This window comes from Mesorhizobium sp. WSM4308, from assembly GCF_002294905.1.
Taxonomy (GTDB): Bacteria; Pseudomonadota; Alphaproteobacteria; order Rhizobiales; family Rhizobiaceae; genus Mesorhizobium.
In genome coordinates, this window is record NZ_NSFW01000035.1 from 1 (window position 1) to 14,116 (window position 14,116).

Sequence of the window (14,116 nt, forward strand, 5' to 3'; positions counted from 1 at the left end):
GTGCTCACGTAGGCGCCAGCAAGCGCGTCACTGTCGCGTTTCTAATTGCTGCGACCTACCCTGCGAATTGCCCCTTTGCGACATTTCAACTTTGCTGAGCGCGCGACATTCGAACTTGGTTGCAACATCACAAGTTTAGGTTAACATTTCTTCACATTTCAACGTATTGGCAGCACTTTATCCAAGTCTTTCCGATTGTCCTCGACAGAAATACGATCAGCTTCCAACAGTCAAGCCTACTTTAAGCCTCAGATCGACAGATAGATGTTGAATGGCCGCATCTCACCGTCTGATTAAAACTCGGCGGTCGACTATGGACTCTTCTTAACCGCCGGCGTCCCAAGTCAGACTATATCGGCCTTCGCTCGCTCGCGTCCCCTCTCGGTGCACTCACCTATGCGGCATGCAATAGACGCCCTCGGATTCCATCAGTACCGCGCCACCCTTCAACTCGCTGAGTGCGCCGGCCCACGCTTGCGAATAAGTGCGGCTGGCATCCACGGCCGTCAGCCAAAGAACGCGATTGTCGGCCAATTCAACTTTAACTTCCTGCTGCAAAGGACTCCCCTGCACGGTCTGTTGATAGTGGCGTTTGATCCTGACATTGCTGGCCGGAAACTCGGCTTCGTTGCTGCCGTAGTTCAGCACAAATCCAGTGTGGTCCTCAGCCACCGAACAACTGCCATCGCGCTCGCACACGATTTTGGCTGCGGTCTTGCAGTCCCATTTCAGTGAAGCCGGCCACATAGGGTTGTCCACGTTTGATCGCGGCTTGTCGCTCTGACCAGCCACCGCCAACACTGTGCCTGTGTTCATAATCACAGCGGACAGGAGAAGCGCCTTGAACACTTCAAACCTCCCTGAAATTGTCACCATCGTAGCACCTCGTCCTGCGTGATCGCCTGGCTCATGGGATGTTGAGAGTGAACCAGCTTTTCTGGCGCACGCCGTTCGCGTCATCATACTCGATAAACCAGGGCTTTCCGCGCATCGGTCGAGGGATGGTGTAGTAAGTGGGGCCATTACCAAGGGAATGCCCTCGATCGTTTCCCGCGGTCTGGATTGTTGCCGCAACCACCTTCCCGTCGATTTCGATTTGGACCGGACGTGAACCGTCTCCATGATGCCCGCCGAGGGCGTTGTTTTTGAAAACAACGGGCAAGGAGAGCCTATCGGCCGCGATGCGGCAGATGTTCCGTTCTTGACCTAAGCCCGGCCGATCGGATTCGGAGCTGCCAACTGCTTGCCAGCCAGACGGACAATCCTCATACTTCTCAAATCTCGCCGCGCTGGAGTTGGCTTGCGGACAGGTCGGCCAGTCAAAACCCGGAGCTTCCATCGCCGCAATCAACTTGTAGATCGGCGGGTGGCACGAGGAGGTACCTTGCCAGTCGCCGGAAAGACATAGGAGGACCTGACAGCCCCATTCCGACGCTTTTGATTGGGATGGAAGAGCTGCGGCGCCCGCGATGGCGACGGCACCCCCTAGTAGGAATTTGAGTATGGTCATAGCCTTTTCCTCGCTGCTGATTTGACAGTTTACTATGGATGATCCGCGCGAAAAAGGACAGGTCGAAAAGGTAGGTTTGTGCGACTACATCGATTTATGAAACGAGACGACGGAGGCGTGGTCAACAACCCGTTGCGCGCCAACATTGCACTGACGCTTGAGCAGGAGAGAGCCAGACGCGGCCTATCCCACATGCACATGGCAGAACTGTTTCGGACCGCCGAGGGCGAAAAACTGGCCTATCGAACCTACATTCAGACTGTGCGTCAGAAAAATAATGTCACATTGATGACGCTGCAGATCATGGCAAACGGCTTGCAACTGTCTTTTGCATCACTGCTCGCCGGCGGCAAGAAAGTTCCGGAATGGGCGCATCGGTTGGACGACAATGCGATTCGCAAGCGGCTGGCGCACATCATCGATTTTGAGCGACAACGACGTACTTTGCACCGCTATGAGATGGCCGAACTAATCGGCGTGGCGGAGGCGACATTCACGAAACTGGAACGCGCGAGCGGCAATATCAGCGTGGACACGATTGCGGCGATCGCCAAGGCGTTGAAACTTGATCCAGCGACCTTCCTCTTTTCCGAAAAGATCCCGCCTGGCGGAGCCGACATCTAGCCGCCTGACGAGTGTTCCTAAAGGGCCTGTAATACGCCCGCCCCCAGCCGGCGACCGCTCCCATGCCCCTGCCCGTCAGGCCTAGCGGCCGACTTTAGACTAGCACCCCCGCCGCGGCTGTCGAGCCGCTGCTGTCATCGTCGGCTGCTAGCCTGTTGCAGCGGCGGGGATGATAAGGGACTTTAACATGGACGACTGTGCCGGCGTCGGGAATTCTGCTGATGAAGAGCTTCCTCTTGAGGGTCGAAACCATATGAGAACAAGCCGTCAAACCTAGCCCGGTGTGATTGCCGGCGCGTGTAGAGTAGAAGGGTGTCGTGACTTTTGCCGGTGTCACGCCTGCGCCGTTGTCGGCCAATTCCAGGGGTCGGTTCCGGTAGGGGGGCGACCCAGATTCATCACTTTAGTGTCGTGATGCCCACCAGAGAATTTGCTGGTGAACTGACCGGCCAACGCCAAACTCATGCTTGCCGGGCAGACTTGTCAGCACGCGACAGAAACCGCTTCAAGCTCAAACCGGCCAACAAAATGTATGGCGGCATGGCGAGCGAATAATGACCACAGTTTAATTCCAAAATATTTGGCCTAGCTCCGGCGTCCTTCAGCCTCTGCATGAACCTCTCCGATAGCTCTGGCAACACCACTTTGTCTCTCTTAGCCAACACAACGTGAAGACCGAGATCAGGCCGTGCCAAACTATCTGCGTAATTCTCCAAGTTAAGTGGACCCCAAGCCCTTCTGAGCTCGGTCAGCTTAATCGCTGGCTCGAGACTAGCACGTATCAATCGTGTCGCGCGACCCGCCCAAACCATATCCGCTAGACTCCCCGCCGTGAGAAACAACGAGGCTTTCGACACAGCCGAGTCGTGCGCCGCGAGAAGGCCCGCAACCCAGGAGCCTAAGCTCATACCGACAACTGAAATCTCTCGATAGCCTTCGATCTTCAACCAACGTATGAGCTTTCGCCCATCTAACACTGCCTGCCTTACAGATTGAATCGTTCGACCGAGATTAGGGCTAAGCATATAGTCAGCGTGCGCGGAGCCGGGACGGCTGCGCTCGAAGTGATAAGGCATAGCGATCTCGACAACCGTGATGCCACGTTGCGAGAAAAAGTTGGCGATCTGACGATTCCGGAAGGTTGCATTCCAATGGTGAAAAATCACCATCGCCTGATCGAACGACCCGCTTTCTGTGATTTTCGCCGAGACGACATTGTTCTGTTCGATATCAGTAGATATGTCCGATGGAAATTTGAGCCACCCATCTAGCCTTTCAAACCCCTGAACACTCACATTCGGGTCATCGAAAAAGGCTGGATCAGCCACGGCTTGGTCCGCAAGGGCACAGAATTCCTCGATACTTGTTATCTTATCCGCACCTGGAAAGGCGCGTTCCGCGTCAAGGGCGAAATCGGTTGATTTCTTCCCTTCCTCACCGCGTCGCGCCCGCCGCTCATCCCAATGATCAAGCCAACTATGATACACTCTGATTGTTTCCCAACTTAATCGCTTGCCGTCGCCCCAACCCTGGATCAAACAAGCCATATATTGCGAACAGCACTCCAACGCCCAGAAGGATCGAAAAGCCAGCAAATGCATCGATCAGCAAGTAGCTAGCCACGAGTAACGCTACGATCGCTGACATCTTCCACAAAGACATACGAAACCGAGGTTCGACACCTACACGGATGGAGCCGTACAGAAATACAGCACAGGTCGAAATAGCGATAAGAAGGCTACTATAATGGGTCGGCCTACGGTAGCTGATCACGGCGGTCACATCATTTCGCCCATAGAAGGCGGAAGACATATCGCCGACCAACCACGCCACAATATTCTCCCCACGCGATGTCAGGTAAGCACTCTGGAGCTTCATGACTATGGCGATCAGAAGCCCCAAAACAGTACACCGAAAAATCGCACGCATAACCCTGAGGCTGGCTTCATGGAAGCCGTATTGATAATCCACCTCGGGCGAATTACTCGCTGCTTTTCCAATTTTCCAAAGATCATGAATCACTGTATAAAGCAAAATTAGACCTACAAAGAACAGATAAAAACATAGGCACATGTATAGGTAAGCGAGCCCCGTGAACACGATCGCTTCCGGCACCGATATAACTTCAGGGCGCACAATCGCTAACGAGCCCCAGTCCGTCGCATAGCTGCCACCACCTTTGAGCAACGGGATTAAAGACACGCCGATCCACTGAAAAAGACCGGCGAATACCACACAAATCAAAAGAACCGCCCAATATGAATACGAAGAAGCTTGTACGCTGCGCGCCCAAGCATCGTCGCTTTCCATCTTGTCGCCCTGCGCTACAAGCTTTGGGCGGCCTTCATCTTTCCAAAAGGTCACCAGCTCTGTCACGAAGGCAAAAAACAGTGGCAAAAATACCATGAAGACGAATGTCCAATTCGCTGTCCAAAGAAACCCAACCTGCTTGACGACGCCATCCGCCCGGCCATATGTCACGCTGTGAATCCCCGTAAGATACGACAAAAACCCAAGAGCGGTGACACCCGCAAACACCGACGCCGGTAAATTCAGGGGAGATCCGCGACTAAAAAACGCCTCCGATTTCCTCGCCAAACTAAAACGCCGGCTCGGCCCCTTGGGGTCAGTATCCCGTGTCAGCACTGCTGGGGAGTCTGTCTCGTCGTCGAAGGTCGCCGTCAGTGCCGTATCTGGAATCTCCTGTGCAACGCTGCTTCCGGCTCTCTTCCATCCTCGTCTCTTGATCGATAGCCGCGATTGCGCCGCACTAAGCTCCATCTGCCATTCGCTAGTCGCGACCGGATCATCGCATCCGAGAATCCTCGCCAGCCAACGAATGTTGGCAGTGCTAATACCCTTCTCGTTCTCTTGAAACCAAAGCTGCACCGTTCGCAGATCGACCCCAACCCGGTTGGAATCAATCTGTGAAATCGCCTCTGCAAGGAGCTCGGGCGTCCATGGGCCGGCAGGAAACCCGTCTTTGCCCAGTAGTCGACCCGCGCCCGCCGCCGCCAATCGTTTGAATAATTCTTTGAAATCACTCCCGTCTCTGGGCGGAGGGAGAAATAACTTTCCGTTCTTAAACAACAGCTTATAGGCTCTAGTTTCGTTCCGCTTCGCTAGGCTTCGTATCTTATCGTGCCTTCGTGCTCAATCAACGCTTTTATCAACTGGATTTGGCCGGCACGGGAGACGATCGATGACTGGTGACCCGCTGGAGAGGCTGCACACGGTTGTTGCGGGGGAGATGTTTCGCAAACCGCCGGCCAAGGCACTGAGCTGCCCGGATCGGTCGCGACCGCATGAGCGAAAAGTAGGGGAAGCCAGGGCTTCGGGAGCCTGAGAAGCAGAGGGATGAAGCCATCCCTATTTTTCTCGCCTCCCCAGGTATCATTTACGAATTGTCATGAGCGTGGAGCCAATCGATGCCCATTCAAGTGGTCTGTAACAACGGAGTGGTGGAAGAGGCCGACGGGGTCCAGAATCCGATCGCGGCGCATCGTCAGGCAGTCGCCATGGTTGAACGTCTCGGCAAGCGATGGATGGGGGCAGAAGGGCCGGACGCGACCCTGACCGGCCGGCGATTGGATTCGGTCATGGCGGAAGAGGTTATCGCGCGTCGGCGCGCGGCCGCTGCGCCGGTGGCCGATGTCGTTGAGATGAAAATGAAGGCAGCTTATTTCTGTCGGTTGTTGGGGAACGACTGGTGCGAGATTGACGTCGACGATATGCGCGCGTTGCTCGGTTCTTTCGCGAAACTGCAGGCCTAGGAGAAGAGCGCTGAAATCCATGAGGCCACGGTATTCCAGGCCGCATAGAGCCCTGCAGGCACCAAGATGATTGCCAAGAACGCCGCGGCTCCGCCAATAGCGCCGTCACCGCGTCCTTCCACGGGATAGTAATATTTGTGCGCCTCATCGTCGTGCTTCATTCTTGTCTCTCCGATCGCTTATTTAGCAGCAGCTGAACAGGGTGCTGAAACGTCGTGCCCCACAAACCTGCACGTTTCATCTTAGCGTTGATTTCCGCGACGAGGTAGTTCTCATTGACGGCTTTGCCCTTTGCTGTCGTTGCGGCAAACGCGTATCCGGTCGCTATGAGCGCGGTGCCGACGTCGATTGTGTCGCCATTCAGCTGCGCACCGCAGACGACAAAGGCCGCCTTGTCGAGGGCGTAGCCGATTGGCTGGCATGTCACCGCCGCGCTATCGAACAGTGCTGCCAGATGCGCCAGCGAGATGTTCCCGCAATCGAGTTTGTTCCCATTTGGCTGTTCAGCCGACGTGCCGCGAAGACATGACTGCACGCCATAGAGGCGGAAAAGATGGTCGCCGTCACGCCAGGTATCTCCAGTCAGCAGTTGAGCCGATTTCGATACCGCGAAGGGCGTTTGCGCAGCAGATTCGGATGCATCCTGGGCCTGTGCCGATGCGCACAAACCAAAAGCGGCCAGCACTGCAAAGCGCGCCTGTTTCATTCCTGGAACTGTCCACCGAGGTCGGCGGAGTGCTCCAGATCGGGGCGCAGCGACTTGCCGTCCTTGTTGCGTCCGATTGCGGCCATGCCGAAGAAAACCATTTCGTCATCGTCGTAGGCGACGTTGTACGGGTCGTTTGTATTGCCCGCACCCACGAGAGAAAAACACGACACGGCGTCGGGTTCCCCCTTCCTGCTCTGCAGCACAAGCGTTTTGCAAAGCACGACAGAAGCACGATGGTTGTAGATTCCTTCTTCATAGTCCTGCGCGGCCTTCGTGCAGTCCCACGCCTGCGTCTTGTAGGTAATCTTTGGATTTGGGCAGGCCGCGAGGCCGCGCAGTCGATAGGCCACGCCGTTGATGACGCGCTCGGTCGCCGACGACGCCTTAACCGGCGAACTGAGGGTCGCCGCGTCGCGCTGAAAGAGCGCGCCTTTCGCATCGTAGCGCTCATAGACGAACACCTTCTCGCCCGGCTTGGCAAACTGGAGCAGGTAGTGTTCCGACGGCTGCGCGAAGGCATTTGGAGCGTCGGCGCCGGCAGCATAAGCCGCGGTGCCCTGGAGCAGCAAAGCCGTGCAAAGGGCAATCTGTTTCATCGAAATCCGTCCCTGCGGTGCATATGGTGTTGACACTTTACTAGGGCTGCGTGTAGCCATAGTAAAGTGTTAAATTTTGGCGACAGTATGAACACTCGAACAGCTCTTCTGCTCACCCTGTGTGCCGCTACAATGCCCTTGGAAGCGCACGGCCGGGATCTGGCATCAGACCGCGTCGCGGTCGCCTTTGCAACGCCGGCGCAAGCCCTTACCTCAGTCGGGGCGCAGAGGCCTGGGGCGTGCAAGACCGGAAACCGTACTGAAGTCGCCGAACTTGTGCGTTCAGTCGCGCTGGACGAAGGCTTCGACGCCGATCTGGCCGAGGCGATCGCATGGGCTGAAAGCGATCTCGGCGCCAATCAGGGTCCGTCCAAGGCCGGAGCCCTTGGGATCATGCAGTTGATGCCGGGGACGGCGGCCGATCTCGGCGTGAGCGACCGTTGCGATACGCAGGCGAATGTTCGGGCTGGCTTGCGCTATCTGAAGTCACTCTATGACGAGTTCCAGGATCCGCTGCTGATGCTGGCGGCATATAACGCCGGGCCCAACAGCGTCTACAAGGCGCAGGGCATTCCGGTGAATCCGGAGACCGCGGAATACATCGTGAAAATCCTCAACCGCTGGAAGTTCGGCGGTGTCGCGAAGAAGCCCGTCCTGACCAAATCCGAAATGCTCGCGGCCGGTCCGCCAGCAAGAGGAGACGCTTGGCAGGAGGGTCATGTCATGGATTTCGGCAACTGAAAGGAGCCAAGGGTGGAATACAGGAAAGCAGGCAAATTTGCTCTGAAACTGGCCTTGGCCTCGGCGGTCGGAATAGCTCTGGCGCCAGCCACCGCATACGCCCAATCGGCGGCGCCAGTCGAAAACGTGCTGGAATGGTTCGTCGGCGTTCTGCAGGGCAACATAGCGCGCTCATTTGCCATCATCGCGGTCTGTTTTCTCGGCTTCCTCGCCATGACGGGACGGCTGGCGTGGATGATGGCTTTTTCCATCATCATTGGCATCGCTCTTATCTTCGGCGCTGCCCAGCTGGTGGACGCGGTTCGCGCGACGGCAGGAGGCAGCTGAGCCATGGACGACGAGGAAGTCTATGTCGAGCCGGTCAGCCTGCCCCTGACACGCCCCCCGATGAAATGGGGGGTGCGCTATGAAGTTTTTGCACTGAACGGCATCCTGGCGGTGATCGGCTTTATCGCCACGAGCAGCTTCATGCTCGGTCTTGGTGTGTTCGGCGTGGTGCATCTGGTCAGCGCATATCTGTGCCAGCGCGATCCCTACATCTTTCATATTTTCGAGCGGCGCGTCTCCAAACGCGGAGCGGTGGCGAACCTCACCTTCTGGGGGGCGAGGAGTTATTCGCCATGAGCCTCGATGCAGACCTGAAATTTGGCCGTGAGCGCCGCCGCGAAAAGCCGGCGGCGATGCACATCCCCTACCTTCGCCATGTCGATGACAATCTGATCGTGACGAAGAGCGGCTTTCTGGTCGGCGCCCTCCAGCTCAGCGGCCTGCCATTCCAGACAATGGACCAGGCCGAGTTGAACAGCCGACTGTTCAACCGCAACACGACGTTCCGCAATCTCTCGACCTCTCGCTTTGCGGTCTACACAACGATCATCCGCCGCCACGTGACGCCGGAGATCGAAGGCGACTTTGACAATCCTTTCGTGGCCGAGCTCGACGCCCGCTACATGGATGAGCTTGGGTCGAAGAACCTTTTCGTCAATGAGGCGTATCTGACGGTCATACGGCGCCCGATGGTCGGCCGGGTCGGCTGGGTGGACAAGGCGCTCAATGCATTCCGCATCAGCACCGCTGGCGAAGAAACCCGCGAAGAGGCAATAGCCGAACTGCATGACATCCTGGACGGGATGGTCAAGGATTTCACCGCTTACGGGGGGCGTCTTCTCGGTGTAGTAAAGCGCCGCGACAGCTTCTTTTCCGAGCCAGCCGAATTTCTAGCGAAAATCCTCGCCGGCGGTGGCGACGTGGAAATGCCTCTGCCGCGCATGTCCCTTGGCGATGTACTGGCGACGCGGCAGCTGTTTTTCGGCAAGTCGGCCCTGGAACTGCGCGGGCCGGACGCAGCCAAGCTCGGCGCCATGGTGTCGATCAAGGAATACCCGCCGTTCACTGCTCCGGGCTCATTGGACGGTCTCTTGCGCCTGCCGCATGAGTTTATTCTGACGCAAAGTTTCGCGATCGAAGACCGTGTCACGGCGATGCGCAGGATCAACACTATCGCGAACCAGGTCGAGGGTTCCGACGAGGCGGGCACGACGGTCGAGGTCTCCGTCCACGACGGTGCCGACAAGCTGGCCGGCGGCGAAGTCGTCTTCGGACAACATCACATGAGCGTCATGGCATTGGCGCCGGACATGACTGGTCTCAATCGTGCGCTGTCCGACATCACGGCCGAACTTTCGCGCATGTCGATCGTGCCGGTCCGGGAGACACTGAACACGGAACTGGCCTTCTGGGCGCAGTTGCCGGGAAATTTCAGCTACATCGCGCGACGTGCGTTGATCTCGTCGCTGAATTTCGCCGGCCTTTTTTCCGGACACAATTTCCCGTCCGGCCAACGTGACCGGCTGCATTGGAAACGGCCCATAGCCTTGCTCGAGACGACCAGCCAGACAGCCTACTATTTCAATTTCCACGTACACGATGTCGGGCACTTCACGGTGTTCGGCCCGACCGGCTCGGGCAAGACCGTGGTGCTGTCGTTCCTGATGGCGCAGGCCATGCGCATCATGCCGCGGCCGCGATGTGTTTATTTCGACTACATGCGCGGCGCGGAGATCTTCGTTCGGGCGCTCGGCGGTCGTTACGAGGTGATGGAACCCTCTCAGCCGACCGGGTTCGCGCCATTGCAGCTTGATGACACGGCGGAAAACCGTTCTTTCCTGGAAGATTTACTCCTCTACATTCTGACGCCGGAAGGCGGCGCGCTTGATGTGGCCGAGATGCGCGTCATCAACGCGGCCGTCGACATGATCTACAAGATACCGCGCGAACAGCGGACCTTCGACCTGCTGCCGGAAGTGCTGCGGGGCTCGCTCATGCCTGGCATGAATGATCTGGCGGCGCGGATACAACCCTGGCTCGACCCGAAGGACAAGGGCTGGCTTTTCAACAATCCCGTCGATCTGGTCAATTTCTCGAAACCCGTTGTCGGGTTCGACATGACGAAGATCCTGGGCGACCGAAAGCTGCGCTCGGCGGCGTTGCTCTACATCTTCCATCGTCTCGAGGACGTCATCGACGGCTCGCCGATCATGCTTTTCCTCGATGAAGGCTGGAAGCTGCTGGACGACGAGGTTTTCGCCGCTTTCATCAATGAGACGCTGAAGACCATTCGTCGCCGCAACGGCGTTGTCGGCTTTGGCACGCAGACAGCAGAAGACGTCGTCAACTCCTCCATCTCGTCGTCACTGATCGAGCAAACGAAGACCAACATTTTCTTCCCCAACCCCAAGGCGAGCAAAGAATCCTACGTGGAGCGCTTCTCGCTGACAGCGAAGGAATTCGAGTTCGTGCGCCGAACCGCGAAGGAAACACGCACCTTCCTCGTCAAGCACGACAGCGACTCGATCATCGCCAAGCTCGATTTGTCGGCAATGCCCGATCTCATCAAGGTCTTGTCCTCGAACGAAGCCAACAGCAAGGAATGCGCACGGCTCCGGGAGACCTTCGGCGACGAGCCGGAGATGTGGTTGCCTTACTTCTGCGGATGGGAGGACGAGCATGACGAAGAGGCTTAGCAGCTTTTGTCTGGCCGTGGCTCTCTCGACAGCGGAAAGCATGACCGTGGCTGTCGCTCAGATCGCGGTCATCGACGGGCCGAACCTCGACAAGCGGCAAGAGGACGAGCAGCACAGCACGAAGTCAGATGAGTCTAAGAAGGACGAAACCGACAGGAAGAAAAGCGTCGTCTGCACCTATTCGAACAAATACCGCTCGCAGATGTTTCGCCGGTCGCCTGCCGAAGCGTTGCAACGCGACGCGGGCAACGTGAAGATGATCCGCTATTATGCGCAAAAGTACGGTGTGCCCGAAGGCCTAGCGCTGTCCGTTGCCTATCAGGAATCGCGCTTCGACACATGCGCCGGGAGCCACACCGGCGTCAAGGGCGTCATGCAGCTGACCAAGGGCACTGGCAAGTCCATGGGACTGGACCGCGACGTGAACGAGCAGAATGTCGAAGGCGGCGTCAAATATCTCGGAATGGGCGTGAAGCAATGCGGCGCGACGAGTTACAGCTGTCTCGCCTCCTTCTACAACGGATCGAACGCAGGCGAGCAGAACCAATGGGCCGGCGGCGTCGGCCGCTGGAACAGCTACTTCAACGACTATGTATCGAGCGGCAAGGCTCCCGCCGCCGCGCCGCCACCATTCTCGATCGTAACGGCCGACGGCGCCGGCGGGACGGCTCAGGAAGCGGCCATGGGCACGGTGAGGAAGGCGGCTGGCGGCCTTGATGCAAGCTCATCGCAGATGGGCGCCAACAATGCTGCAATCGACGCGCTGGCGGGCAACGTTGGCCAGGTTACCGAATACAAGGATGCGTGGGAGCTGAACTCGTCGGCTCGTGGGATCAACGCCGATGTCACCAACCAGTACCTCGCCCAGGCGGGGGATTTTACGACGTTGCTGGCCCAACTTCTATCGTTGCAGAATGTTCAGGCATCGCAGTCGTCCAAGCTGGTGCAACAGCCGAACAGCGGCTCTCCAAACCCGTTCTCTTGTGATCCCGCGGAATTGGAGCGGTTGAGGATCGATCGCGGCCGGTGGCTACCATGCGCACTTGAGAACGCGGCGGCAAGCTCGGCCGACAGCAGCTCGATGACCATCACCACCGACCCTGCTGGCGCTGCCAGCGTGATCAATTCTCTACAGCAATAGGAGGCTGACATGAAAAAATTCGCGATTGCTGCCAGTCTGGCGCTTTGGGCAAGCACGGCCCACGCACAGATTGCCGTCATTGATGGCGCCAATCTCGATGTCGCCCGCAAGAATGCGGACAACACCAACTCCATCATGGATTCGAACAAGGATATCCTGAAAAAGAGCGAGGAGATCCTGCAGGCTCTTAGCGGCAGTCGTGACGGTTCGCTCGGGATCGGACAAATGGGTCTTGGCGGCAACATGTCGATTGCCCAGGCTCCCTCGTTCGGATCGATCCTGAACGGCGGGGCTCTTTCGTTTGGTGGCCTTTCGCCCGAAATCCAGAAAATCGCAGGCGCCGTCATCAATGGGCTCCAGCTGGTGAAGCAGCTCCAGCAGATTGCCGGCAAGGAGACCAGCGCCGTCAACACGGCCTATGGCGGCAGCGTCAATGTGGCCTCGCTGCTAAGCGCATTGACCTCGCAGGCTTCGCAGGGCGTCACCCAGCGCCAACAGTCCCTCCAGTCCGCGAGTGGGCAGATCGGGCAGTCACAGGACGTCAAGGGATCGGTGGACCAGAACACCCGAATGCAGCTGGAAAATGCGCGCGCGGTCAACGAATTGATCGGTGTCCAGAACGGCGCGGTCGCGGCCCTGAATGAGAAGCTGAAGGGGGACCTTCTTCGCCAGAGCCAGGTCCAGAAGATGATGACGCCGCGCAACGTCAATCCGTTCGCGGAATTTGGCAAGAGCGGAGGCTAGCGCTTGTCGAGGCGAGTGCTGCGCATATGCGCTGTAATTGGGCTCGGCGCAGTGCTGTTTGGATGCGCAAATCGCGAACGGAAAGCGCCGTGCGGGCCTTTGGCGTATGCCCGCACCGACGAATGCGGCGCGCTAAAACCGGTCAATTCAACGCCGTTCGCCAGCATCATTGACGAGGATCCATGAACGGTCTCGCCGCAAGCATTCTGGGTGGCATTGACAACATCGGCGAGGACTTCGTCCGCACCGTCTATATGCAGTTGGGCAATGCGATGGGCAACGTCTTCACCCTCATGCTCACCCTCTATATCGTGTGGTGGGGCTATTCGATCCTGAGCGGGCGGGAGTCGATTTCGCCGCTCGAAGCGGCCTATCGCCTCGGTCGCGCCGTCATCATCTATCTGCTGCTGACCGGATGGGGCACATTTTCCGCGACGATCTATCAGCTTGTCCAAAGCATTCCAGATGAGGTCGGCAAGGTCATCGTCGGCGCCGTGTCGCGAGCCACCGGCAATCAGCTCAGCGATCAGGCGGCAATTCCGGCGCTCATCGACAACCTCTACAAAGGGGCCCAGGACGTCGCCAATCAGGTGTATAGCGGATCCTTCTATGACATCTTTGGCGCGCTCTTGTCGCTGCTCGTCCTGCTGTCGGCCATCATCTTCGCAGCGCTTGCCATTGCCGCGATCATCGCCGCCAAGGTGATGTTGTTCATTACGCTCGCCCTGGCGCCGATATGGATCATTCTTTGGCTTTACCGATGGTCCTCGCGCATGAGCGAAGGCTTTCTTTCGCTGACCACCTTCCTGATGATCCAGCAAATCCTGATCTACGGCTTTCTCGGTTTCTACTTCTCGCTCGTCAATGCGGCGCTGAACACCGCCACATCAGGTGGAGCGACTATGGACAGCAAGATGTCGCTGGTGCTGCCCCTGGTGCTGGTGACGATCATCGGGATCTACGTTCTCATGCAGATACCCTCGATTGCTTCCATCCTGAATGGCGGCGGGTATCTCAGCACCGTGGGCGCATACAACCCTTATAGAAACTTCGGCACAAACGCCGTGCGCTACTCCGGTGCACGATGGGCCGCCGGCCGCGCCGCTCGGGGCGCCCGGCAGCTCGTGGCAAACAGCTTCCGATCCCCGCGAGCAGCCAGGGCGGACGACGCAGCTCGGTCCGCCATCCAGCAAGGTGCGCGCGATAACGCCAGGCCTCTGGCCTAGAACACACAAACGATCATCGATCGCGGCCC

At 57.8% G+C, this 14,116-nt stretch carries 17 protein-coding genes; 9 read left to right on the plus strand and 8 right to left on the minus strand.

Annotated features, from left to right (window positions below; translation table 11 throughout):
- Positions 1 to 390 precede the first annotated feature (390 nt).
- Together CK227_RS35390 and CK227_RS35395 are read right to left on the minus strand one after the other, a co-directional pair.
- The gene (locus CK227_RS35390) at positions 391 to 849 is read right to left on the minus strand and encodes a hypothetical protein (RefSeq protein ID WP_095776147.1); all 459 of its coding nucleotides are present in this window, start codon (positions 847 to 849) and stop codon (positions 391 to 393) included.
- A gap of 58 nt (positions 850 to 907) precedes the next feature.
- The gene (locus tag CK227_RS35395) at positions 908 to 1,510 is read right to left on the minus strand and encodes a hypothetical protein (protein WP_095776123.1); all 603 of its coding nucleotides are present in this window, start codon (positions 1,508 to 1,510) and stop codon (positions 908 to 910) included.
- A 117-nt stretch (positions 1,511 to 1,627) separates the two neighbouring features.
- Here CK227_RS35395 and CK227_RS35400 point away from each other — a divergent pair, with 117 nt between their 5' ends.
- Positions 1,628 to 2,134, plus strand: a complete 507-nt coding sequence (locus tag CK227_RS35400; protein ID WP_245318418.1) for a helix-turn-helix transcriptional regulator — start codon at positions 1,628 to 1,630, stop codon at positions 2,132 to 2,134.
- Between the two features lie 94 nt (positions 2,135 to 2,228).
- On the opposite strand, the gene CK227_RS38045 is transcribed toward CK227_RS35400, so the two are convergent.
- From CK227_RS38045 to CK227_RS35410, 3 genes are all read right to left on the minus strand, one after another.
- Positions 2,229 to 2,492, minus strand: a complete 264-nt coding sequence (locus tag CK227_RS38045; RefSeq protein ID WP_348628983.1) for an ATP-binding protein — start codon at positions 2,490 to 2,492, stop codon at positions 2,229 to 2,231.
- 103 nt (positions 2,493 to 2,595) lie between these two features.
- Positions 2,596 to 3,621, minus strand: coding sequence for a dienelactone hydrolase-related enzyme (locus CK227_RS35405; RefSeq protein WP_095776125.1), 1,026 nt, complete (start codon positions 3,619 to 3,621; stop codon positions 2,596 to 2,598).
- Entirely contained in the window at positions 3,611 to 5,224 is a 1,614-nt protein-coding gene (locus CK227_RS35410) for a hypothetical protein (protein WP_095776126.1), read from the minus strand. The genes CK227_RS35405 and CK227_RS35410 overlap by 11 nt, the downstream gene beginning before the upstream one ends.
- Positions 5,225 to 5,562: 338 nt before the next feature.
- Here CK227_RS35410 and CK227_RS35415 point away from each other — a divergent pair, with 338 nt between their 5' ends.
- Positions 5,563 to 5,907 carry a hypothetical protein gene (locus tag CK227_RS35415; RefSeq protein ID WP_095776127.1) on the plus strand — a complete coding sequence of 115 codons (345 nt, stop codon included), beginning with the start codon at positions 5,563 to 5,565 and terminating at the stop codon, positions 5,905 to 5,907.
- On the opposite strand, the gene CK227_RS36995 is transcribed toward CK227_RS35415, so the two are convergent.
- The 3 genes from CK227_RS36995 to CK227_RS35425 are packed head-to-tail and all read right to left on the minus strand — an operon-like array spanning position 5,904 to position 7,212.
- Positions 5,904 to 6,068: a hypothetical protein gene (locus CK227_RS36995; protein WP_164753924.1), complete on the minus strand. Its 165-nt coding sequence runs from the start codon at positions 6,066 to 6,068 to the stop codon at positions 5,904 to 5,906. The genes CK227_RS35415 and CK227_RS36995 overlap by 4 nt on opposite strands.
- A complete protein-coding gene (locus tag CK227_RS35420; protein ID WP_095776128.1) occupies positions 6,065 to 6,613 on the minus strand; it encodes a thermonuclease family protein in 549 nt (182 codons plus the stop codon). The genes CK227_RS36995 and CK227_RS35420 overlap by 4 nt, the downstream gene beginning before the upstream one ends.
- The gene (locus CK227_RS35425) at positions 6,610 to 7,212 is read right to left on the minus strand and encodes a hypothetical protein (RefSeq protein WP_095776129.1); all 603 of its coding nucleotides are present in this window, start codon (positions 7,210 to 7,212) and stop codon (positions 6,610 to 6,612) included. The genes CK227_RS35420 and CK227_RS35425 overlap by 4 nt, the downstream gene beginning before the upstream one ends.
- A gap of 132 nt (positions 7,213 to 7,344) precedes the next feature.
- On the opposite strand from CK227_RS35425, the gene CK227_RS35430 reads away from it, so the two are divergent.
- From CK227_RS35430 to CK227_RS35460, 7 genes are all read left to right on the plus strand, one after another.
- Positions 7,345 to 7,953, plus strand: a complete 609-nt coding sequence (locus CK227_RS35430) for a lytic transglycosylase domain-containing protein (protein ID WP_179302416.1) — start codon at positions 7,345 to 7,347, stop codon at positions 7,951 to 7,953.
- Positions 7,954 to 7,965: 12 nt separating this feature from the next.
- Positions 7,966 to 8,280, plus strand: coding sequence for a TrbC/VirB2 family protein (locus CK227_RS35435; RefSeq protein ID WP_023720448.1), 315 nt, complete (start codon positions 7,966 to 7,968; stop codon positions 8,278 to 8,280).
- Between the two features lie 3 nt (positions 8,281 to 8,283).
- On the plus strand, positions 8,284 to 8,577 hold the full coding sequence (locus CK227_RS35440) for a VirB3 family type IV secretion system protein (RefSeq protein WP_006339854.1): 294 nt from the start codon (positions 8,284 to 8,286) through the stop codon (positions 8,575 to 8,577).
- Positions 8,574 to 10,976, plus strand: coding sequence for a VirB4 family type IV secretion system protein (locus tag CK227_RS35445; protein ID WP_095776131.1), 2,403 nt, complete (start codon positions 8,574 to 8,576; stop codon positions 10,974 to 10,976). The genes CK227_RS35440 and CK227_RS35445 overlap by 4 nt, the downstream gene beginning before the upstream one ends.
- Entirely contained in the window at positions 10,960 to 12,117 is a 1,158-nt protein-coding gene (locus CK227_RS35450) for a lytic transglycosylase domain-containing protein (RefSeq protein WP_095776132.1), read from the plus strand. The genes CK227_RS35445 and CK227_RS35450 overlap by 17 nt, the downstream gene beginning before the upstream one ends.
- A 9-nt stretch (positions 12,118 to 12,126) precedes the next feature.
- On the plus strand, positions 12,127 to 12,861 hold the full coding sequence (locus tag CK227_RS35455) for a type IV secretion system protein (RefSeq protein WP_095776133.1): 735 nt from the start codon (positions 12,127 to 12,129) through the stop codon (positions 12,859 to 12,861).
- A 182-nt stretch (positions 12,862 to 13,043) separates the two neighbouring features.
- Complete coding sequence (locus CK227_RS35460) at positions 13,044 to 14,087, plus strand: type IV secretion system protein (RefSeq protein WP_057143244.1); 1,044 nt, start codon at positions 13,044 to 13,046, stop codon at positions 14,085 to 14,087.
- Positions 14,088 to 14,116 lie beyond the last annotated feature (29 nt).

Coding starts and splice junctions, on each gene's coding strand:
- CK227_RS35395 (WP_095776123.1), bottom strand. CDS start 1,510: ATGACCATACTCAAATTCCTACTAGGGGGTGCCGTCGCCATCGCGGGC.
- CK227_RS35415 (WP_095776127.1), top strand. CDS start 5,563: ATGCCCATTCAAGTGGTCTGTAACAACGGAGTGGTGGAAGAGGCCGAC.
- CK227_RS36995 (WP_164753924.1), bottom strand. CDS start 6,068: ATGAAGCACGACGATGAGGCGCACAAATATTACTATCCCGTGGAAGGA.
- CK227_RS35420 (WP_095776128.1), bottom strand. CDS start 6,613: ATGAAACAGGCGCGCTTTGCAGTGCTGGCCGCTTTTGGTTTGTGCGCA.
- CK227_RS35425 (WP_095776129.1), bottom strand. CDS start 7,212: ATGAAACAGATTGCCCTTTGCACGGCTTTGCTGCTCCAGGGCACCGCG.
- CK227_RS35430 (WP_179302416.1), top strand. CDS start 7,345: ATGCCCTTGGAAGCGCACGGCCGGGATCTGGCATCAGACCGCGTCGCG.
- CK227_RS35440 (WP_006339854.1), top strand. CDS start 8,284: ATGGACGACGAGGAAGTCTATGTCGAGCCGGTCAGCCTGCCCCTGACA.
- CK227_RS35445 (WP_095776131.1), top strand. CDS start 8,574: ATGAGCCTCGATGCAGACCTGAAATTTGGCCGTGAGCGCCGCCGCGAA.
- CK227_RS35450 (WP_095776132.1), top strand. CDS start 10,960: ATGACGAAGAGGCTTAGCAGCTTTTGTCTGGCCGTGGCTCTCTCGACA.
- CK227_RS35455 (WP_095776133.1), top strand. CDS start 12,127: ATGAAAAAATTCGCGATTGCTGCCAGTCTGGCGCTTTGGGCAAGCACG.
- CK227_RS35460 (WP_057143244.1), top strand. CDS start 13,044: ATGAACGGTCTCGCCGCAAGCATTCTGGGTGGCATTGACAACATCGGC.